The 20,324-nt window shown below is 66.4% G+C and carries 16 protein-coding genes; 7 read left to right on the top strand and 9 right to left on the bottom strand.

The window, feature by feature from the left end; genetic code table 11:
• Window positions 1-5: 5 nt before the first annotated feature.
• Window positions 6-1,355: a hydantoin-5-propionate amidohydrolase gene (ertD, locus tag AC6RIC_RS22935; protein WP_499734046.1), complete on the bottom strand. Its 1,350-nt coding sequence runs from the start codon at window positions 1,353-1,355 to the stop codon at window positions 6-8.
• A 43-nt stretch (window positions 1,356-1,398) separates the two neighbouring features.
• Window positions 1,399-2,496 (bottom strand): thiohydantoin desulfurase, encoded by a 1,098-nt coding sequence (gene ertC, locus AC6RIC_RS22930; RefSeq protein WP_499734045.1) that lies wholly within the window; start codon window positions 2,494-2,496, stop codon window positions 1,399-1,401.
• A gap of 118 nt (window positions 2,497-2,614) precedes the next feature.
• On the opposite strand from ertC, the gene AC6RIC_RS22925 reads away from it, so the two are divergent.
• The 5 genes from AC6RIC_RS22925 (at window position 2,615) to AC6RIC_RS22905 (ending at window position 6,682) form a co-directional block, all read left to right on the top strand.
• A complete protein-coding gene (locus AC6RIC_RS22925) occupies window positions 2,615-3,541 on the top strand; it encodes a LysR family transcriptional regulator (protein ID WP_499734044.1) in 927 nt (308 codons plus the stop codon).
• A gap of 144 nt (window positions 3,542-3,685) precedes the next feature.
• Window positions 3,686-4,561, top strand: a complete 876-nt coding sequence (locus AC6RIC_RS22920) for a substrate-binding periplasmic protein (protein WP_499734043.1) — start codon at window positions 3,686-3,688, stop codon at window positions 4,559-4,561.
• Between the two features lie 14 nt (window positions 4,562-4,575).
• Window positions 4,576-5,325: an amino acid ABC transporter ATP-binding protein gene (locus tag AC6RIC_RS22915; RefSeq protein WP_499734042.1), complete on the top strand. Its 750-nt coding sequence runs from the start codon at window positions 4,576-4,578 to the stop codon at window positions 5,323-5,325.
• Window positions 5,326-5,333: 8 nt separating this feature from the next.
• Window positions 5,334-6,008, top strand: coding sequence for an amino acid ABC transporter permease (locus AC6RIC_RS22910; protein WP_454658329.1), 675 nt, complete (start codon window positions 5,334-5,336; stop codon window positions 6,006-6,008).
• A complete protein-coding gene (locus tag AC6RIC_RS22905) occupies window positions 6,005-6,682 on the top strand; it encodes an amino acid ABC transporter permease (protein ID WP_499734041.1) in 678 nt (225 codons plus the stop codon). The genes AC6RIC_RS22910 and AC6RIC_RS22905 overlap by 4 nt, the downstream gene beginning before the upstream one ends.
• Window positions 6,683-6,702: 20 nt before the next feature.
• Here the strand turns inward: AC6RIC_RS22905 and AC6RIC_RS22900 are convergent, their stop codons facing one another.
• Window positions 6,703-7,554 carry an NHL repeat-containing protein gene (locus AC6RIC_RS22900; RefSeq protein ID WP_499734040.1) on the bottom strand — a complete coding sequence of 284 codons (852 nt, stop codon included), beginning with the start codon at window positions 7,552-7,554 and terminating at the stop codon, window positions 6,703-6,705.
• 74 nt (window positions 7,555-7,628) lie between these two features.
• Here AC6RIC_RS22900 and hydA point away from each other — a divergent pair, with 74 nt between their 5' ends.
• Window positions 7,629-9,071 (top strand): dihydropyrimidinase, encoded by a 1,443-nt coding sequence (gene hydA / locus AC6RIC_RS22895; protein WP_488850343.1) that lies wholly within the window; start codon window positions 7,629-7,631, stop codon window positions 9,069-9,071.
• Between the two features lie 18 nt (window positions 9,072-9,089).
• Here hydA and AC6RIC_RS22890 read toward each other — a convergent pair whose 3' ends face one another.
• The 4 genes from AC6RIC_RS22890 to AC6RIC_RS22875 form a co-directional block, all read right to left on the bottom strand.
• Window positions 9,090-10,037 (bottom strand): N-carbamoyl-D-amino-acid hydrolase, encoded by a 948-nt coding sequence (locus AC6RIC_RS22890; RefSeq protein ID WP_488850341.1) that lies wholly within the window; start codon window positions 10,035-10,037, stop codon window positions 9,090-9,092.
• Window positions 10,038-10,196: 159 nt separating this feature from the next.
• Window positions 10,197-11,408: an MFS transporter gene (locus tag AC6RIC_RS22885; RefSeq protein ID WP_499734039.1), complete on the bottom strand. Its 1,212-nt coding sequence runs from the start codon at window positions 11,406-11,408 to the stop codon at window positions 10,197-10,199.
• Between the two features lie 194 nt (window positions 11,409-11,602).
• Window positions 11,603-13,600, bottom strand: a complete 1,998-nt coding sequence (locus AC6RIC_RS22880; RefSeq protein WP_499734038.1) for an acetyl/propionyl/methylcrotonyl-CoA carboxylase subunit alpha — start codon at window positions 13,598-13,600, stop codon at window positions 11,603-11,605.
• 5 nt (window positions 13,601-13,605) lie between these two features.
• The gene (locus tag AC6RIC_RS22875; RefSeq protein WP_499734037.1) at window positions 13,606-15,204 is read right to left on the bottom strand and encodes an acyl-CoA carboxylase subunit beta; all 1,599 of its coding nucleotides are present in this window, start codon (window positions 15,202-15,204) and stop codon (window positions 13,606-13,608) included.
• 329 nt (window positions 15,205-15,533) lie between these two features.
• On the opposite strand from AC6RIC_RS22875, the gene AC6RIC_RS22870 reads away from it, so the two are divergent.
• Window positions 15,534-15,980 carry a VOC family protein gene (locus AC6RIC_RS22870; RefSeq protein ID WP_499734036.1) on the top strand — a complete coding sequence of 149 codons (447 nt, stop codon included), beginning with the start codon at window positions 15,534-15,536 and terminating at the stop codon, window positions 15,978-15,980.
• Between the two features lie 117 nt (window positions 15,981-16,097).
• Here AC6RIC_RS22870 and AC6RIC_RS22865 read toward each other — a convergent pair whose 3' ends face one another.
• Window positions 16,098-17,510, bottom strand: a complete 1,413-nt coding sequence (locus AC6RIC_RS22865; protein WP_499734035.1) for a mannose-1-phosphate guanylyltransferase/mannose-6-phosphate isomerase — start codon at window positions 17,508-17,510, stop codon at window positions 16,098-16,100.
• Between the two features lie 282 nt (window positions 17,511-17,792).
• Entirely contained in the window at window positions 17,793-20,189 is a 2,397-nt protein-coding gene (gene bglX / locus AC6RIC_RS22860; RefSeq protein ID WP_499734034.1) for a beta-glucosidase BglX, read from the bottom strand.
• Window positions 20,190-20,324: the final 135 nt, after the last annotated feature.

Raw genomic sequence — 20,324 nt, 5'->3', positions numbered from 1 at the left:
GGCGGTCACGCGGCCGGGCGCAGGAAGCGGCCGTCGCCGGCCTTGTTGCGGATTGCCTTGCCGTCCCAGGCGAGCTGGCCGCGCACATAGGTCGCGGCGACGCGGACGCGGAATTCGCGGCCTTCCATCGAGCTCCACTTCACAGCCGACAGGCTCTTGCCGGGATCATGGATGAAGCGGCCGGGCTCCAGCACGGTGATGTCGGCATCGGCGCCGGCTTCAAGCCGGCCCTTGTCGGCGAGCAGGAAGGCCTTGGCCGGCCCCTCGCAAAGCTGCTTCACCACGATGGTCGGCGACAGGCCGTGCTCCTCGCAGCCGGTCCAGAGCGCCGGCAGCAGGGTCTCGATGCCCGGCCCGCCCGAGGTGTTCTTGAAAATCATCGGATCGCCCTTCTTCTCCAGCCCCCAGGAGACGTGATCCGACGAGATGAAGTCGCAATGGCCGGCGGCGAGATGGCTCCAGAGCAGGTCGCTCTCGGCCTTCGGGCGGATCGGCGGGTAATGCTTGATCTTGGCGCCGAAGCGCGGGCCATGCTCCTCCGCATTGAGCATGAAATACTGCACGCAGCTCTCGACCGTCGCCTTGTAGCCGGCCTGCTTGTACATGTTGCAGATCTCGAAGCCGCGCGAGGTCGAGACGTGGACGGCATGAGCGCGCGCGCCCGTCTCGGCGCCGATCTCGTAGATCCGGGCGGTGGCGAGGTTCTCGACCAGCGGTGTATGGGCGCGCAGGAAGGCGTCCGGACCGGTATCACCAGCCTCGATCAGCCGGGCAATGTTGCGCCGGGTCATCTCCTGGTCCTGGTTGTGGACGCCGCAGAGCAGGCCGGTCGGCTCGATCAGCTTGAAGGCCTCGTAGAGCGTGTCGTCGCCGATGCGGGGGAAGCGCGTCGGGTTGGCCTCGAAGGTCGAGAACTTGAAGGCGCAGGCGCCGGCCTCGACCAGGCCCGGAATGGCATGAAGCCCGTTCTCGATGGTGATCGTGGCATAGAGCGCGACATCGACATGGGCGTCGCGCTCGACCACCGCGACCTTCTCGTTGAAAAGCTTGGCGCTGGTGACCGGTTCCGGCTCGTCATAGGGCATGTCGACCATCACGGTGACGCCGCCCGCCGCCGCCGCCCGCGAGCACATGCCGATGCCCTCGTGGTTGGCCTGGCTGCCGGAATGGACCTGCCCATCGATGACGCCGGGGATGATCCACTGTCCCCGGAAATCCTGGGTCTCGCGCGCCGAAGGTGGATTGCCCTTGCCGACCTTGCCGACCTTGCCGCCGCTGACGGCGACATAGCCATCCTCGATGATCCGGTCGGACAGCACGATATTGCCGCGAAGGACGAGATCGAAATCGCTCATGTTGGGTATCCGGTGATCCTGCGGGGTAGACGAAGGAGTGCGTTCAGCCTTCGCGGCCGAGCGCGTAATCGGTGAAGTTCATGCCGAGCGCCTTCTCGACGATCGGATAGACGCTGGGGTCGGTCACGCTGGAACTCAGCGGGATCTTGTCCTTGGGCACGCGCAGCACCGAGAGCTCCATGCCCTCGCTGACATGGCCGGCACTGACCGGCTGGCCGTCGGTGTCGAGCGTGGTGATCACGTCCGGGAAGCAGGCATGGCGGGCGCCGTCGAGATCGGTCACCGCCATGTACTCGTTCATGACATGGATGATGCGGGCGGCAGCGCCGGTGCCGACCTGGATCGTGCCGATGTCGAAAGCTTCGTTGGTGTAGCGCACGTCCTTCTTCGCGACGGTGCCGCGCGCGATGATCGAGCCGCCGGTCTCGTCGCAGATCGCGTCGATCACGGCGTTGCCGCCCTTCGGCTTGGCGGCGAGGATGCGTTCGCCCAGCGCCAGCGCCATCGAGATGCCGCCGAGCGCCGCGTTCTTGCGGACATAGGCCGCCGAAACGGGATTGCGGCAGGAGGCGATGAAGCCGCCGGACATGTCCGAGGCCGTGCGCAGGATCGGCGAGATCTTGGCGGTCGCGCCGCGCGTCACCAGCTCGATATACTGGTTCTTGGAGCGGTTGCCGCCGACCGCGACCTGGATCGTCGCTTCCGGGCTGTTGGCGAGGCCGATCGAGCCCATGTCGCCGGTGGGGTGGGCGCGGATGTCGCCGACGGCGTCGACCACCTTGACCCCGAGGATCGCGCTTGGAAGCCAGGCATTCAGCGTGCTCGACATGCCGTTCTGGCCGATGATCAGGCCGTAGATCGGCTTGCCCAGCGCTTCCTGAAGCAATTGCACGGCCTTGACGTAGTCGATGCCCCACATCTCCCACTCGGTCGTGCCGGCGGGCGCGCCGATGGCGGCGGCGGTGGCGATGATCGCGTCGTCGGGGATTTCGTCCATGGTGACGAGTTCGGGCTTGCCGGTATTGACCGCGGCGGTGCCGAGCATGCGGCCATGATCGGCCCAGCCACCACCGCCCGCCGCGAAGACCGATCCGCCAGCAACCGCCGCTTCGACGTCCCTGCTCGTCAGAAAGCGTCTCATTGGCCGGCCTCGCTCTTCTCCCGAGCCGGTCGTTGCCGGCACGAGGTCGAACTTAGAGCGCTAGGCGCGAAATGAATCATGCTTATTATGCGGCCGACCATAATCGGATGTTATCCTCATGCGCCTCAATCTCCGGCAGATCGAAGTCTTCCGAGCCATCATGATCACCGGCTCGATCAGCGGCGCTGCCCGTCTGCTCTCGGTCTCGCAGCCCGCGATCAGCCGTCTGCTCGCCTACACCGAAGATCGGCTGGCGCTGCGCCTGTTCGAGCGTGTGCGCGGCCGCGTCCAGCCGACGCCTGAGGCGCGCCGCCTATTCCAGGAGGTCGATCAGGTCCATCAAGGCGTGGTCAGGGTCAACGAACTCGCCGAGGAATTGCGCGAGCGCGGCACCGGCTCGGTGCGGATCGTCGCGAGCCCGAGCGTCGGCCAGACCCTGGTGCCGGACGCGATCGCCCGCTTGCGCGACCGCTTTCCCGATCTGCGCGTCGAGTTCGAGGTTCTGACGATCCTCGAGATCATCGCCAAGGTTGTGGCAGGCCGTGCCGATCTGGGCGTCTCGATCCTGCCCGTCGACGAGCCGACGCTCGACATGGAGGTGCTCACCGAGGGGCGACTGATGGTGATCATGCCGCGCGACCATCCGCTGGCGCGATTGCGCGTCGTCCGCCCGGCCGATATGGCGCCTTACCCGCTGATCGGCTTCGGGCCGCAGACGCCCTATGGCGATGTCGTCGGCCGGGCGCTCACCCTGAAATCCGTACCGCTCAGGATCAGCACCGTCGTGCGTTTCACGCCGGTCGCCTGCGCCATGGTGCGGGCCGGTGCCGGCGTTGGCGTCGTCGACGAGTTTGTGCTGCGCGGCCGGACCTGGCCTGAACTGGTCTCGCGGCCGCTGGCGCCGAAGACGCGTGTCCGCGCCCATCTGCTGACGCCCCGCTTCGAGCCATTGTCACGCACGGCGAACGCTTTCGTCGACATTCTGCGCGGCCTGGTGCCGCCGCCGCCGGCCAGAAAGGGCGAGGAAGGTGAGGGCGGCGCTTAACATCAGGTTATGGCCACCCGACAATAAATGATTGGCTGGGCATGATTTTGCCCTGTTAGGCTCCCTTTGGACATGGCCGGATTGCTGCATGAAAGGGGTGCGGCACTCGCGGTGTAGCCACCACGCATAACGGGAGCGGGAATCATGAAGCTGAATTCGATCAAGCTGACGCGTGCCTTTGCGGCGGGCGCCGTGCTCGCCGCGATGGTCGCCATGCCGGCCATGGCGCAGGATGCCGATCATCCTCAGGGCGAGAAGCTGAAGGTCGCCTGCGATCTCGGCTTCGCGCCCTTCTGCTTCAAGACGCCGACCGGCGAGACGACGGGCTTCACCTACGACATGTCGGCCGCGCTGGCCAAGCAGCTCGGGCGCCCCGGCGTCGAGGTGACGGATTCGAACTTCTCGGCGATCTTCGCCGGCCTGTTCTCCAAGCGCTACGAGATGATCCCGGCGCCGACCAACATCACGACCGAGCGCGCGGCACAGATGCTGTTCAGCGAGCCCTATATGCCGACGGGCCTCGGCTTTCTCGTCAAGAAGGGCGGCAAAATCGCCGGTCTCGATGACCTGAAGGGCAAGGCACTGACCGTCAACAACGGCTCGATCTCGGACAAGTGGCTGACCGATAACGAGGCCAAATACGGCTACACCATCCAGCGCTACAACAAGAACGCCGACGCCGTGCAGGCGGTGATGATCGGGCGCGCCTTCGCCAATGTCGCCGACGCTCCTGTCTCGCGCTATGTCGCGACGCAGACGCCGATGGCGGAAGTTCCCTTCGTGCTCGATGGCGGCCGCAATTTCGGCATCGCCTTCCGCAAGGAGGACGCGACGTTCCGCGCCAAGGTCGAGGCGGCGCTGGAATGCATCAAGAGCGACGGCACGCTGGCCCAGCTCCACGAGAAATGGTTCGGGGTGAAGCCGGCGGCGGATTCCTCGACCGCCAAGATCTATCCGGGCATCGGTGCGCCGGATTTCGAGGGCTATGACGCGACCCCGCACAAGGCCACCTGCAAGTGACCTCCGCGCCCGCCATGACGGCATCGTCGTCCGAGACGATCGTTTCGATCGAGGGGCTGCGCAAGAGCTTCGGCCAGGTCGAGGTTTTGCGCGGCGTCGACCTCAAGGTCGGCAAGGGCGAGGCCGTCGTGATCGTCGGCTCCTCCGGTTCGGGCAAGAGCACCTGCCTGCGCTGCATCAACCGGTTGGAGGAGCCGACGGCGGGCACGATCCGCGTCGGCGGGCATGAGGTCACCGGCCCCAAGGTCGATCTCGACAGGTTGCGCCGCGGGATCGGCATGGTCTTCCAGGGCATCCACCTCTACCCGCACAAGACCGCGCTGGGGAACGTTTCGCTGGCGCTGCGCAAGGTCGTGGGCCTGAGCAAGGAGGCGGCGGAGACCAAGGCCCGCCACCATCTCGAAGTCGTCGGCCTCGCCCACAAGGCCGATGCCTATCCGGCCGAGTTGTCCGGCGGCCAGCAGCAGCGGGTCGGCATTGCGCGGGCCATGGCGCTGGAGCCGCAGGTCATGCTCTTCGACGAGCCGACCTCGGCACTCGATCCCGAGCTCGTCGGCGAAGTCCTCAACGTCATGGTCCGCACCAAGGAGATGGGCATGACCATGATCGTGGTGACCCATGAGATGAAGTTCGCGCGCGATGTCGCCGACCGTGTCGTCTTCATGGACCATGGCGCGATCCTGGCCGAGGGCACGCCGCAGGAGATCCTGGTCAGTCCGCAGCACCAGCGCATCCGCGACTTCGTGATGCGCTCGCACGGCTGACGGCACCCATGGACCAGATCGTCCGCTATTTCTTCGATTTCTCGCTGATGGCGGCCTATTGGCCGGACATCCTGCGCGGCTTCCTGATCACCGTGCAGATGTCGATCCTGACGGTCCTGATCGGCATTCCGCTCGGCCTCGCGCTGGCGATCCTCAGGCTCTACGGCATCCGGCCGCTGAACTGGCTGATCATCTTCTACATCGATTTCTTCCGCTCGATCCCGCAGCTCGTGCTGATCGTGCTGGCCTATTTCGCGCTGCCCTATTTCGGGCTGGTGCTGGAGCCGATCACCGCGACCGTGCTGGCGCTGGCGATCGTGCTCTCGGCCTTCGCCGAGGAGATCTTCTGGGCCGGTATCAACGCCGTAGCGAAGGGGCAGTGGGAAGCCGGCCGCTCGACCGGTCTCTCCTTCACCAGGACGCTGGCCTACATCATCCTGCCGCAGGTCGTGCGCATCTCGATTCCGCCTTTGACCAACCGCGCCATCGGCATCAGCAAGGGCACGACGCTGGGCTCGGTCGTGGCTGTGCCGGAACTGCTCAACGTGACCTCCAGCATCCAGTCCAACGTCGCCAATCCGACCGCGCTGACCGTCGGCGCACTCCTCTTCCTGCTGCTGTTCCTGCCCTTCGTGCGCTTCACGCGCTGGCTCGAACGCGCCTATGCGCATCCGAGGTCATGATGGACGATCTCGTCACGACCTTCCTCAATATCGATGTCCTCCGCCAAGTCTGGCCGCTGCTGCTGCAAGGCTTCTGGATGACGCTGGCTCTGGCCGCCGTCGCCGTGCCGCTCTCCGTGCTCGCAGGCATCGCCATCGCCATGGCGCAGGATGTGCCCAACCGGCTGCTGCGCTTCCTGCTGATCGCCTATGTCGACGTGATGCGGGCGATCCCGCCTTTGGTGCTGCTGATCTTCATCTTCTTCGGCCTGCCTTTCCTCGGCCTGAAGCTGAACGAGTTCACCGCCGCCGTGCTGGCGCTCACCCTCAACGGCTCCAGCTATTTCGCCGAGATATTCCGCGCCGGCATCGAATCCGTGCCGAAGGGCCAGCGCGAGGCGGCCCGCTCGACCGGCCTGAGCTGGTACAAGAGCATGATCCATGTCGTGGTGCCGCAAGGCACGCGCAACGTCTTGCCGGACCTGATCAGCAACACCGTCGAGCTGGTGAAGCAGACCTCGATCGCCTCGGCCGTCGCCTTGCAGGAACTGCTGCGCTCGGCCCAGCTTGCCCAAGGGCTGCTCTATAACCCGACGCCGCTGATCGCTGTGGCGATCGTCTATTTCCTGATGTTCTGGCCCTTCGTGCGGCTGGTCTCGCGCCTGCAGAACCGCACCGCCATGTCCGCTGCATGACGGTGGTGTCACCCGTCGCGTTAGCTCGCGACGGGAAAAAGCCGCGTGATGCGGTTCGGATTGGTCTCGGCCAGGAAGATGTCGCCGGATGGGCCGAGCCAGAGTCCGTGCGCACCGTTGAGCACCGGCCGGCAGCGGCCGAGCAGTACGCCCTCCGCCGAAAGCACGCTCAGCGTCGGGATCGAATCGCAGACATAGATTCGGTCCTCGGCATCGGCGACGACGTCCTGCGGCCTGAGGAAAGCGTCCCATACCTCCAGAAGCGTGCCCTCCGCCGTGAAGCTCTGCACGCGGCTGTTCTCGCGGTCCGCGACGATGACGCGTCCGTCACTGAGCACGCAGATGCCGTGTGGCGTCAGGAAGGCTCCCGGCCCGGTTCCGACCGAGCCCCAGCTGGCGATCAGGCGGCCAGTTGCGTCGAAGCGATGGATGCGGCCGTTGCCATACCCATCCGCGACATAGAAGCCGCCATCGGACGCGAAGGCGATGTCGCTGGGGTGATTGAACGGCTGGCCTGGCCGATGGCTCTCGCCGATCTGCTGCCCTACGCGACCTTCGAGATTGCAGAAGAAGATGCGATGCGCGTCGCGGTCGACGATGGCGAGCCTGCCATCGGGCGTTGTCGCGATCTTGTGGGCATCGACGCAGAGTCCTTCGCCCCAGTTTCTGACGAAACTGCCGTCGGCCGCGAGCGTGACGACGCAAGGCCCTTGCGGGTCGACGGCGCTGTCGTGGCGCAGCAGGACATGGACGAGCCCGTCCTCGCCGACCGCGAGATCGGTGACCCGGCCCGGCGTTGCGGGCAGGGCGCCCCAGGGACGCTCGATGCCGTAGAGCCTGTCGCCGAGCGCGACGCGCAGTTCCGTTTTCATCCTGACCTCGTTGCTGTTTCGCGCGCTGCGGGCTGCCATCGATTCATGGCCCCGGCCGCATGGAGAGAAAGACCATGAGCGATTTCGACCTTGTCATTCGCGGCGGCACGGCTGTCACCGCCACCGATATCGGGGCTCTCGACATCGGCATTGCCGGTGGCGTCATCGCCGCGATCGGCACGGGTCTGACACGCGGCAAGGAGGAGGTCGATGCGCAAGGCCTGCTCGTCCTGCCGGGTGGCGTCGACAGCCATGTCCATCTCGACCAGCCCTTTTCCTCCGGCGCCGACATTGCCGATGGCTTCGCCAGCGGCACGGCTTCTGCAGCGGCCGGTGGCACCACCACGGTCGTCTGCCATGCCCCGCAGATCCGCGGCGGCTCGCTCGCTGGCGCGGTCGCCGCCTATGCCGAAAAGGCGAAGCAGGCCCGGATCGACCACGCCTTCCACCTGCTGGTCAACGATCCGACTCCCGAAGTGCTCGACAAGGAGCTGCCGGCGCTGGTCGCGGCCGGGCACCGCTCGGTCAAGATCTTCATGACCTATGACAGCAATCGGCTGGGTGATGCGCAGATCCTTCAGACGCTCGCGGCGGCGCGGCGTGCCGGCGCGCTCGTCTGCGTCCATGCCGAGCATCACGAACTGATCACCTGGCTGACGCAGGCGCTGCTGACGTCCGGCCAGACGGCGCCGCGCCATCTCGCCTGGGCCAAGCCGATGGTGGTGGAGCGCGAGGCGACGCATCGCATTCTCGCGCTGGCCGAGGCGCTGGATACGCCGATCCAGATCTTTCACGTCTCCGGCCGTCAGTCCGGCGAGGAGGTCGCGCGGGCTCAAGGGCGCGGTCAGAGGGCCTGGGCCGAGACCTGCACGCAATATCTCGTGCTCGACGAGGCCGACATGGACCGGCCGGGCTTCGAGGGCGCGAAGTTCATGATCTCGCCGGCCCTGCGCAATGCCGCCGACCGGGAGGCGCTCTGGCAATTCCTGCGCGACGGCGTCATCGACATCGTCTCGTCCGACCATTCGCCGCTGCGCTATGACGATCCGCGCGGCAAGAAGCAGCATGGCGAGAACGCGCCCTTCAACAAGATCCCGAACGGCGTGCCCGGCCTCGCGGCGCGGCTCCCCATTCTCTACTCGGAAGGCGTCGCAAAGGGGCGGATCGACCTGCGCCGCTTCGTCGATCTCGTCGCGACCAACCCGGCAAAGCGTTTCGGGCTCGCCCCGCGCAAGGGCGCGCTCGCGGTCGGGGCCGATGCCGATATCGTGCTGTTCGATCCGAACCTGCGCGTCACCCTCACCAATGCCATGCAGCATCACGGCAGCGACTACACGCCCTATGAGGGTATGGAGCTGCAGGGTTATCCGAGGGCGACCTACCAGCGCGGCCGCCTCGTCTTCAACGGCGAGCGCGTGCTGGCGGAGCCGGGGCAGGGGCAGTTGCTGGCACGCGCGCCTTACGCCGAGATCGCTCCGACCGGTCGCTTTCCGACGCCGTTCGATCCGTTCGGCTGACATTGCCAAGGAGGGCGCTCAGGCGCCCTCCGGCTTTCCGAGCGGGGCGCCGACGCCGGTGCGCTCGGTCAGCAAGCCGTAATGCTCGACGCGGCGATGCCTGGCGAAATCGAAGATCGTCGCCTTGCCGAAGCGGGTGTCGTCGAGATCGCAGGGATGGACGAGCACGCCGTCCTCCTCATGGTCGAGCTCGCCGACGATCTTGCCGTCCGGCGCCGCGATCAATGTGCCGCCGAAGAGGGGATAGCCGTCCTCGTTGCCGGCCTTGGCGACAGCGACGACCCAGGTCGAGTTCTGGTAGGCCCCCGCCTGCACCGACAGGCGGTGGTGGAACATCCGATCGGCCTTCGTCTCGTTGAGCGAGTGCCCGTTGGCGGCAGGGGTGTTGTAGCCGAGCACGATCATCTCGACGCCTTGCAGGCCCATGACGCGATAGGTTTCGGGCCAGCGCCGGTCGTTGCAGATCGCCATGCCGAACAACCCGCCCTCGAATTCCCAGACCGGGAAGCCGAGATCGCCCGGCTCGAAATAGCGCTTCTCGAGATGCTGATGCGCCCGCTCGGGGTCGAACTCGACATGGCCGGGCAGGTGGATCTTGCGGTATTTGGCGACGATCCGGCCGCTGCGGTCGACCAGGATCGAGCTGTTGAAATGCCGTCCCTCGGGGGTCAGCTCGGCGTAACCGAAGCTCATGCCAAGACCGAGCTCCCGCGCCTTGTCGAACAGCGGCTGCGTCTCCGGGCCGGGCATGCTGCGCTCGAACCATTGATCCGCCTCGGCGCGGTCCTCATGATACCAGCGCGGGAAGAAGGTGGTCAGCGCCAGTTCGGGAAACACGGCGAATGTCGCGCCCTGCGCCTTGGCCTTTTCCAGCAGCGCGATCATCCGCGCGACGACCTGCTTGCGGCTGTCGGCCCGCTGGATAGGACCCAACTGTGCGGCGGCGACGGTGATGAGGCGGGGCATCGGCAATGTCCTGATGTGGCCTGTGATCTGGTTCTCTCTGGGAATGGCTGTGGGGCCTGTTCCACCGACAAGCTCTAGAGGCCCAGCCTCCATTGTTCTCATGCTTTATTTGGGATCAGGCATAACCTGATGTTATTCGGATTGGAGCGGTCTTCGGCGTCAAGCCGATGGTCGGCGCCGGAGATACCAGAGCGCGAAGGCACCGGACACGGCGAGCTGACCGGCGACCAGCAGGAAGGGCCAGTCGAAGCTGCCGGTCCGGTTCGCGATCACGGCAAAGACCAGCGGGCCGCAGATCGAGCCGAGGAAGCCGAACAGGCTCGCCCCCGAGGTCACGTCGCCGATGAGGGCGGGCGGCGACACCCGCGCCAGCTCCGCCATGTGCACGCCGTTCCAGCCCATCGAGGTTGCGCCGACCAGAGCCATGCAGGGATAGATCAGCCAGGGGTTCGTGCCGGCCGTGCCGATCAGCAGGGCGGTGGCTGAGCCGGCAGCCAACGCCAGCACGCAGAGAAGCTGCAGGCCGTTGCCCATCCGGTCCGCCAGCCAGCCGAAAAAGATGCGCGCGAAGGTGCTGGCGATGAGCAGGGTCGCGACGAGATGGCCGGCTTCCGCGAGCGTTCTGCCGTGCCGGGTGACCATGTAGGTCGCGGTGAACGCGGTGATGCAGGCCTGCGAGATCGAGAACGAGACGCCGAGCGCTGTCAGCATCGGCAGCGAGGCATGCGCGCTCAGGACACGCGCCGAGCGCGAAAGCGACGAGGGCGACAGGAACATCCGGGCCCAGGCCCGGTTCTGCGTGCCCTTCTCCGCATCGAGGCTCCTCCGGAAGGGTTGCACGGCCAGCGCGCTGATCAGGACGACGGCGACCACGGCCCAGATCGCGCCGGCAAAGCCGAGCCCCAGGACCATCGGCGCGACGGCAAAGCCGGCGATGGCGCCGCCGAGCGGGACGCCGGCCTGCTTGATCGAGAAGACGAGCGTCCGATGGCCGGCGGGTGCGGTGCGCATCAGGATCTGGCTGCCGGCGGGCGTGTTAGGTGCGAGTCCGAGCCCGATCAGCAAGGCACCGGCAAGCCCGATCACCGCGAAGGGTTGTGACATGAGCAGGAGCCCGGCTGCGACGCAGGCAAGCCCGATCTGCAGTGCCCGGACCGGCCCGTGATGGTCGAGCATCGGATTGCCGCAGGCGAGGAACCAGCAGATGCCGATCGAGACCACGGCCGAAACATAGCCGATGCTTTCTGGCGCAAGGCCCCAGCGCAGAGTCAGGAGCGGGCCGAGAAGCGGGATGACGGCTCCGGCGAAGGAGCTCACGACCTGGACGAGCAGAGTGGCGCTGAGCGCGCTTCCCCACAAAGGCAGCTTCAAGGCGGTTCCCCCGATCCCGTCGCTGCGCGCCTGTCCCGCTTCTGGGATCGAGCGGGTAAAACGGCAGCGTCGGAAACGTTCATCCGGCAAGGGCCGCATCGGGTCGAGATGGATTGACGGGCTGGCGGGGCTGCGTCGGGAGCATGCGGGCGCCGATTTCGCTCGCCGGCTCTTCGTGGCGATTGGCGGCCCGGCTAGGTCGCGACCGCCTGTTCGATCAGCACGAGCCTCTTGCCAGCCTGGACGGTGTCACCAGGTCGGCAGGCGATATCGGTCACCACACCGTCGACGCCGGCCGAAAGCGACGTGAACAGCTTCATCGATTCGAGCACGATGACGATCTGCCCGGCCGCGACTTGATCGCCCGGTGTGACGCGGACTTCCGCGACCACGCCCGGCATCGGGGTGAGCACCGCTCCTGAACCGGCTCCGGCACCACCGGCCGTCGTCGCAGGCCGTGCCTCGCTGCCGATCCTGATGTCGAAGCTCTCGCCCTCAAGCGTCAGCCGGACTCGCTCCCCGGCCATGGCGTGGCTTCCGCGCAGTAGCCGGTCTTCGAAGAAGAGTTCGAAGCGCTCGGGGCCGATGCGCAGGGCCAGTTCGATCTCACCATCTGCGTCGAGAACGATGCGTCGTCCGTCCGGCTGGAGCCGGACCTCCAGTTTCGTCTCCCCGCCTTCCTCACCGGCGATCAGGCGGCTCGTCGCCACGCCGCCGGCCGGGGCCAGCATACGGAAGCCAGACAGCGTGTTCCAGGCATCGACGCTCGGTCGGGTCGTCTTCCGCTTCTCCAGCCAGAGCAAGGCAGCGACGGCGCGCGCCAGCCGCTGCCTTGGCCGTTTCGCGGTCCAGCCATAGGGGAAGGCGTCCTCGATGAAGCGCGTCGTCGCCTTGCCCTGGGCGAAAAGCGGGTGCTCGACCGCGTCGATCAGGAAGGGCAGGGTGGTCGCGGGGCCGAGAATGGCGAAATCGCGCAGGCCCGCCGCGAGCCGCGCGCAAGCCGTGGCGCGATCCGGTCCGGCTGCGATCGCCTTGGCGAGCAGCGAATCGTAGAACAGCGTGACCTCGGAACCCGCCTTGACGCCGCTATCGACGCGGATCGAAGCCGGCTCCGCATAGCCTTCGACCCGTCCCGTATCGGGCCGGAAACCCTGGTCGGCGCGTTCGGCCGTGATGCGGGCCTCGATCGCATGGCCGCTCTCGCGGATTTCCGGCTGCAAGGCCGGCAGCCGCTCGCCCGCGGCGATCCGGATCTGCCATTCCACGAGGTCGTAGCCGGTGATCGCCTCGGTGACGGGGTGCTCGACCTGGAGCCGCGTGTTCATTTCCAGGAACCAGGGCTCGTCGAAGCCGTCCTCCAGGATGAACTCGACGGTGCCGAGATTGTCGTAGCCGATGGCTTTGGCCAGCGCGACGCCGCGCTCCAGCAGCTTCGCCCGGATCGCCGGCGCGAGATTGGGCGCGGGGGCCTCCTCCAGCACCTTCTGGTTGTTGCGCTGGACCGAGCAGTCGCGCTCGAACAGGTGCACGACATTGCCGTGCTTGTCGCCGGCGACCTGCACTTCGAGATGGCGCGGGCGCATCACCAGTTTCTCGATTAATAGCGCGGGATCGCCGAAGGCGGCCTGCGCCTCGGCGCGCGCGATCTCGATCGCCGGCACCAGCTCTTCGGCCGAGAACACGCGGCGCATGCCCTTGCCGCCGCCGCCGGCCGAGGCCTTGATCATCACGGGATAGCCGATCCGCGCCGCCGCTTCCGCCAGCGCGGCGTTCGACTGGTCCGCGCCGGCATAGCCCGGTACGCTCGGCACGCCGGCCTTTTCGGCGATCAGCTTTGAGCCGATCTTCGGCCCCATCGCGGTGATGCATTCGGCGGAGGGGCCGATGAAGATGCGCCCCGCCTGCCGGCAGAGCAGCGGGAGGTCCGGCTTCTCGGAAAGGAAGCCGTAGCCCGGATGGATCGCTTCCGCGCGGCTGCGGGCGGCAGCCTCCATGATGGCTTCCGCCCGCAGATAGCTGTTGCGCGCGGCGGCGGGGCCGATGCGCACGGCCTCGTCGGCAAAGGCGACATGCTGCGCATCGCGGTCGGCATCGGAGAAGACGGCGACCGTGCGGATGCCGAGGCGCCGGCAGGTCCGCATGATCCGCACGGCGATTTCACCGCGATTGGCGATGAGGAGGGAGCCGATCATCGGGGTCACATCCGGTAGACGGGGCGATGCCCGGGCAGGTCGATCTCGCGCGCGGCGAGCGAGAGGCACAGGCCGATCACGTCGCGGGTCTGGGCGGGTTCGATGATGCCGTCGTCCCAGAGCCTGGCGGTCGCATAGTAGGGCGTGCTCTGCTCCTCGAACTGGCGGCGCGTCTCGCGGTCGAGCTTCTCGATCGCGCTCTCATCGGCATGGCCACGCGTCAGGCTCGAGCGCCTGAGCTCGGTCACTACCGTCGCGGCGACATCCGGCGACATCGTCGCGATGCGCGCATTCGGCCAGGCGAAGAGAAAGCGCGGCTGGAAGCCGCGGCCGCACATGCCGTAATTGCCGGCGCCATAGGAGCCGCCGATGATCACGGTGTAGCGCGGCACCCGCGCATTCGAGACGGCATAGACCAGCTTGGCCGAATGCTTGGCGATGCCGCCGCGCTCGGCCTCGGTGCCGACCATGAAGCCGGTGATGTTCTGCAGGAACAGGAGCGGAATGCGGCGCTGGTCGCAGAGCTCGATGAAATGCGCGCCCTTGAGCGCGCTGTCGGAGAACAGCACGCCGTTATTGGCGATGATGCCGACCGGCTGGCCGTGGATATGGGCGAAGCCGGTGACCAGCGTCGCGCCAAAATCCGGCTTGAAGGCGTCGAAGACGCTGCCATCGACCATGCGGGCGATGACCTCGCGCACGTCGAAGGGCTGCTTCAGGTCGGTGCCGACGATGGCCTCGATCTCGGCGGGGTCATAGAGCGGCGCGGAGACGGGACGCGCAGGCGCGCGCGACGGCGCCGGCCAGTTCAACGCGCCGACGATGTCGCGGAGCTTGGCGATCGCCTCATGCTCGTCCTCGGCGAGATAGTCGCTGACACCGGAGACCTGCGTATGCATGTCGGCCCCGCCCAGCGTCTCGCCATCGACGATCTCGTTGATCGCGGCCTTCACGATCGGCGGCCCGCCGAGATGGATGCGGCCGGTGCCGCGCACCATCACGACCTCGTCGGAGAGGGCGGGGATATAGGCGCCGCCCGCCGTGCAGCCGCCGAACACCGCCGAAATCTGCGGCAGGCCGGCCGCCGACATCCGGCATTGCTGCAGGAAGGCGCCGCCGAAATGGTCGCGGTCGGGGAAGACGCGGTCCTGCTCCGGCAGGAAGGCGCCGCCGCAATCGACGAGATAGACGCAAGGCAGCCGGTTCTCGAAGGCGATCTCCTGCGCGCGCAGATGCTTCTTGACCGTCTCGTGGAAGAAGGAGCCGCCCTTCACCGTCGCGTCATTGGCGATGATCATGCAGGGCGTGCCCGCGACGACGCCGATGCCGGTGACGATGCCGGCACCCGGCACCTCGTTGCCATAGAGCTCCCAGGCCGCGAGGGGGGAGAGTTCGAGGAAGGGCGACAGGGGGTCAACCAGCAGGTCGATGCGTTCGCGCACCGGGATCTTGCCACGCTCGCGATGGCGCGCCCTGAGCTTCTCGCCGCCGCCGGCCAGCACGCGCGCATGGCGCTCCCGCAAGGTCTGGATCAGTGCCCCGTAGGCGGCCCGCTTCTGCTGCTGTTCGGCCCCCGTACCGATTCTGCTCTCGATGACCGGCATGCGTGCTGAGCCTCCTCGGGCGTCCCGTCAGCTCGCTCGCCGTCGGGTGTCGTTTGCTACCTACCTGCCGGTAGGCAGTTGAGCAAGGAGAATCGATGGCGGCGTTCGCGGGGGCTCAATGCGGGTCGGCTAGGGCATGCGTATCGCAGCGCAGCCACCCGGTAGGCGATGGGATATCCGCTCTGGATGTCAGGGAACGTTCGGCCTTGGCCCGAATTCGTATGCTGACACGCATGGGATAAGTATCTTGATATCAAGCCAATCCCAGGAGCTGCCGCGCTCCTCTGCCCGCCGGAGGAGCGTCGAGGCCTATCAGAGAGGAGACGACCATGAAGATCGTGACCAGTTTGAGCTTCCGGGGAGAGTGCCGGGCGGCGTTCGATTTCTACGCCAAAGTCCTTGGCGGAAAGATCACCGCCGCAATGCCCTATGGCGACGCTCCGCCGGGAATGCCGATCACCGACGCGAAGTACAAGACCTGGCTGATGCATTGCTGGTTGGAGGTCGGCGACCAGGCCCTGATGGGCGCCGATATGGACACGGCATGGGCCCCCAATGTCGACAAGCCCAAGAATGGTTTCGACGTCACCCTGCATACCGGCGACAAGGCAGAGGGTCAGCGCTGGTTCGATCAACTCGGCGAGGGTGGGCGGGCCGTCATGCCGTTCAGCGAGACCTTCTGGTCGCCCGGCTTCGGCTCGCTCGTCGATAAATTCGGCATTCCCTGGATGATCAACACCATCCCCCCGGCCGACTGGAAGCCGGCGCAGGGTTGAGCCGCGGCATGACGCCCCGCGGAATCCCATGGCCCCTGTTGCCATGAGGAAGCTTGCAGGGAGCCGCTGTGAACTCGGAGGCCCGGCGCAATCTCGGGAGGTGCTTCGCAGCGCCTCTCACACGCGCCTGTAGATATCCTCGATACGAACGATATCGTCTTCGCCGAGATAAGACCCGACCTGAACCTCGATCAATTCGAGCGGTATCTTGCCGGGATTGGCCATGCGATGGAGACAGCCGATCGGCAGATAGATCGATTCCGTTTCGTGCACGACGATGGTCTCGTCGTTGCGCGTCACTTCGGCGGTGCCGCGGACCACGACCCAATGCTCGGCGCGGTGATAGTGCTTCTGCAGTGAAAGCATGCCGCCCGGCTTCACGGTGATCCGCTTGACCTGATAGCGCGCGCCCATATCCACCGAGAGATACTTCCCCCAGGGGCGCTGAATCTCGCGATGGGCGCCGGCTTCCGACTCGCCGTGGGCGGTGATTAGCGCCACCATCTCCTTGACCTGGTCGGCCTTCACCTTGGGCGCGACGAGGACGGCGTCGCGCGTCGAAATGACCGCGATATCGTCGAGGCCGATAACGGCCACCAGCGCATCTTCCGACCGAATGAGGTTGCTGGAGCCGTTCAGCACATAGCCGCGCCCCTCGATGACGTTGCCGTCTGTGTCCTTCTCGGAAAGTTCCCAGACCGCCGACCAGCCTCCGACATCCGACCAGCCGAAATTGCCGGCGACGACGGCCGCTTTCTGGGTGCGTTCCATCACCGCATAATCGATCGAAATGGTCTTGGCCCGGCCGAAAGCGGGGGCGTCGAGCCGCAGGAAATCGAGATCGGGCTCGGCCCGGACGATGGCTTCGGAAACCGGCGTCAGGACATCCGGTTCGAAGGTCTCGAGCTCGGCTCGCATGGTTGCCGCGTCGAAAATGAAGTTGCCGGAATTCCAGAGATAGCCGTCCAGCAGATACTGCGCTGCGCGCTTGGCGTCGGGCTTCTCGACGAAGGCGGAGATGCGGCGGGCGCCGTCCGCGATGTCGTCTCCCGGCCGGATATAGCCATAGCCGGTGGCCGGGGACGTCGGGGGGATACCGATCGTGACGATGTGGCCCAGCTCGGCAACGATTCCGGCCTGGCGGCAGGTTTCCACGAAAAGATTGCTGTCCTGAACGACATGATCGGCGGCGAAGACGCCCACGATGGCGTCAGGATCGCGCGCGAGCGCAAGCTCGGTCGCCGCTGCGACGGCTGCCGCGGAATCCCGCCGCACCGGTTCGAGCACGATCTGCGCCGTTGCCCCGCAAGATTGGAGCTGCTCCTGAACCGTGAAGCGATAGGCGACATTGGTGATAACGATCGCAGGCGCAAAGACCGTGTCGTTCGAAATCAGCCTCATGACCCGTTGGAAGGTGGAATCGTGGCCGAAAAGAGAAATGAACTGCTTCGGCATCGTGTCACGCGAAACCGGCCACAGCCGGGTTCCGGAGCCACCGCACATCACGACAGGTATAATCTTTGAAGACATGGGCGATCGACCTGAATGACTCTTCGGATCAAGCGTTCGATAGAACATCTTGAATAATCATTCTAGCTGCAGGAAGGCGCGCGTTGAGCTCGCCTTTCTGGATCGATTTCCAGGTCTCGGAGATTACTCTGCAGCAGCGTCGCGAGTTTGCGCCGCTGACATGTCTTTGGAGCTGCGCCGGCGAGCGGCGCGGCGAATGAGGTCAAGCCGCTCCGGTCACGGTCGGGCGCATGGCCGCTTGGTGCCTCGTCGTCGCGTCTCGACGAAGGGGGAGACTCCCCCTCACGCCAGCAGGAACGACTGCTGCAGCACGTCGCGCGAATCCAGCCCGAGCTGAACGTCGAACTGGCCGCTCTCGACCACTTCCTTCAGCTCGCCATTGACGAACTTGAGCTGGTCCGGGCCGATCTCGAAGCGCACCACGCGGCTTTCGCCGGGCTTCAGCGTCACTTTCTGGAAGCCCTTCAGCTCCTTCACCGGCCGCGCGATCGAGGCGTAGGGGTCCGCGATGTAGAGCTGCACGACATTGGCGCCTGCGAAGCTGCCGGTATTGGTCAGCGTCGCCTCGGCGGTGAGCTTCTCGCCGCGCTTGATGCGGTTGGCCGAGAGCTTGAGGTCGGTCAGGGTGAACTGGCTGAAGCTTCGGCCGAAGCCGAACGGATAGAGCGCGCCCTGCTCCTCCTCGAAATATTGCGAGGTGTAGTTGCCGGGCTTGCCCTCCGTATAGGGGCGGCCGATCCGCAGCGCGTTGTAATAGGTCGGGATCTGGCCGGCCGAGCGCGGGAAGCTGATCGGCAGTTTGGCGGAGGGGTTGTGGTCGCCGAACAGGATGTCGGCGATGGCGTTGCCGCCCTCGGTGCCGGCGTACCAGGTCTCCAGCAGCGCGTCGGCATTGTCCTTTTCCCAGCCGATGGCGAGCGGGCGGCCGTTCATCAGCAGGACGACGAGCGGCTTGCCGGTCGCCTTCAGCGCCTGCAGCAGCTTGCGCTGCGAGCCGGGCATCTCGATCGTGACGCGGCTCGACGATTCATGCGACATGCCGCGCACCTCACCGACGACGGCGATCACCACATCGGCCTGGTTGGCGACGGCGACGGCCTCCTCGATCATCACATCGAGCGGACGGGAATCCTGGATGACCTCCGGCTTGTCCCAGTTCAGGAAGTTCAGGTAGTCGACGACCTTCTGGTCGTCGAGCACGTTGGCGCCGCGCGCGGTCAGCAGCTTCGCCTTGCCTTCGATCGCCTTCTCGATGCCGGCCTTGACCGTGACGGCCTGTTCGGCGACGCCCTGCGCCGACCAGCTGCCGAGGATGTCGAGCCCGGAATCAGCCAGCGGCCCGACGAGCGCGATCGCGCCCTGCTTCTTCAGCGGCAGGGTCTGGTTGCGGTTCTCCAGCAGCACGATGGTGTCGCGGGCGATCTCGCGGGCCGGCTCGCGGTGCAGGCGGTCGTTCGCGCGCACATCGACCGGGTCGTCCTCCTGCTTGCCCATGCGCAGGAACGGGTTGGCGAAGAGGCCCATGTCGTATTTGGCGCCGAGCACCTCGCGCACGCAGGCGTCGAGCTCAGCCATCTTGATCTCGCCGGAGACGATCAGGCCGGGCACCTCGGCGAGATAGACCTGATCGGCCATGCTGAGGTCGATACCGGCCTTGATCGCGAGCTTGGCGGCCTCGCGGTTGTCGCGGGCGACGCCGTGGCGCGTGAGCTCCGTGATCGCGCCATGGTCGCTGACGGTGACGCCCTTGAAGCCCCATTGCTTGCGCAGGAGGTCCTGCATCAGCCAGGTGTTGGAGGTGGCCGGCACGCCGTTGACCGAGTTGAGTGCGACCATGACGCCGCCGGAACCAGCGTCGATCGCCGCCTTGTAGGGCGGCAGATAGACCTGATGCATGCGCAGCGGGCTCATATCGACCGTGTTGTAGTCGCGTCCGCCTTCGACCGCGCCGTAGAGCGCGAAATGCTTGACCGCGGCCATGATCGTGTTCGGCTGGTCGGGCGAGGTGCCCTGGAAGCCGCGCACGCTGGCCCGCGCGCATTCGCTGACGAGATAGGGATCCTCGCCGAAGCCCTCTGAGGTGCGGCCCCAGCGCGGATCGTGGCTGATGTCGACCATCGGCGCGAAGGTCATGTCGACGCCGTCATTGCAGGCCTCGACCGCCGAGACGCGGGCCATCCGCTCGATCACGGCCATGTCGAAGCTCGACGCGAGGCCAAGCGGGATCGGGAAGGTGGTGCGGTGGCCGTGGACCACGTCATAGGCGAAGAAGAGCGGGATCTTCAGGCGCGAGCGCTTGACGGCGGCTTCCTGCATCGGCCGGTTGTCGCGCCGGACGACGGTGTTGAACGAGCCGGCGATGCGCCCGGCGGCGATCTCCTCGACGATCTTGGCGAAGGGCATCTCCGGGCCGATGCTGATCAGGCGGAGCTGGCCGACCTTCTCGTCCACGGTCATCTGCGCGATCAGCTTGTCGACGAAGGCCTTCTTCATTGCGGCCGGATCGGCGGCGCGCGCCTGTTTCGGCTTCGCCGCAGCGGGAAGCGCCGCCATGCCGGCGACGAAGGCCGCCGAGGCCATGGCACCGAGCGCCTGCCGGCGGGAGAGGCCGGCTGCGGCCTCCTCAGGGGACACCGTCTCCAGTCCTTCGACGACCGGCGCAGCGTTCTTGTGATCCATGCTGTGTTCGTTCACTCAGGTTGTCGGGGCTGAAGGGTGGCACGGGAGCGCTTCAGGAAGAACGGCGCTCATTCCTTGACCCTCGTCGCGATGATGGGCATGTGTGCTCGGTGCGCCGCTGACCAAAGAGGACGA

The sequence above is a fragment of the Allobosea sp. TBD101 genome, from assembly GCF_059817965.1.
This window is presented reverse-complemented; position numbering and strand designations above follow the sequence as displayed.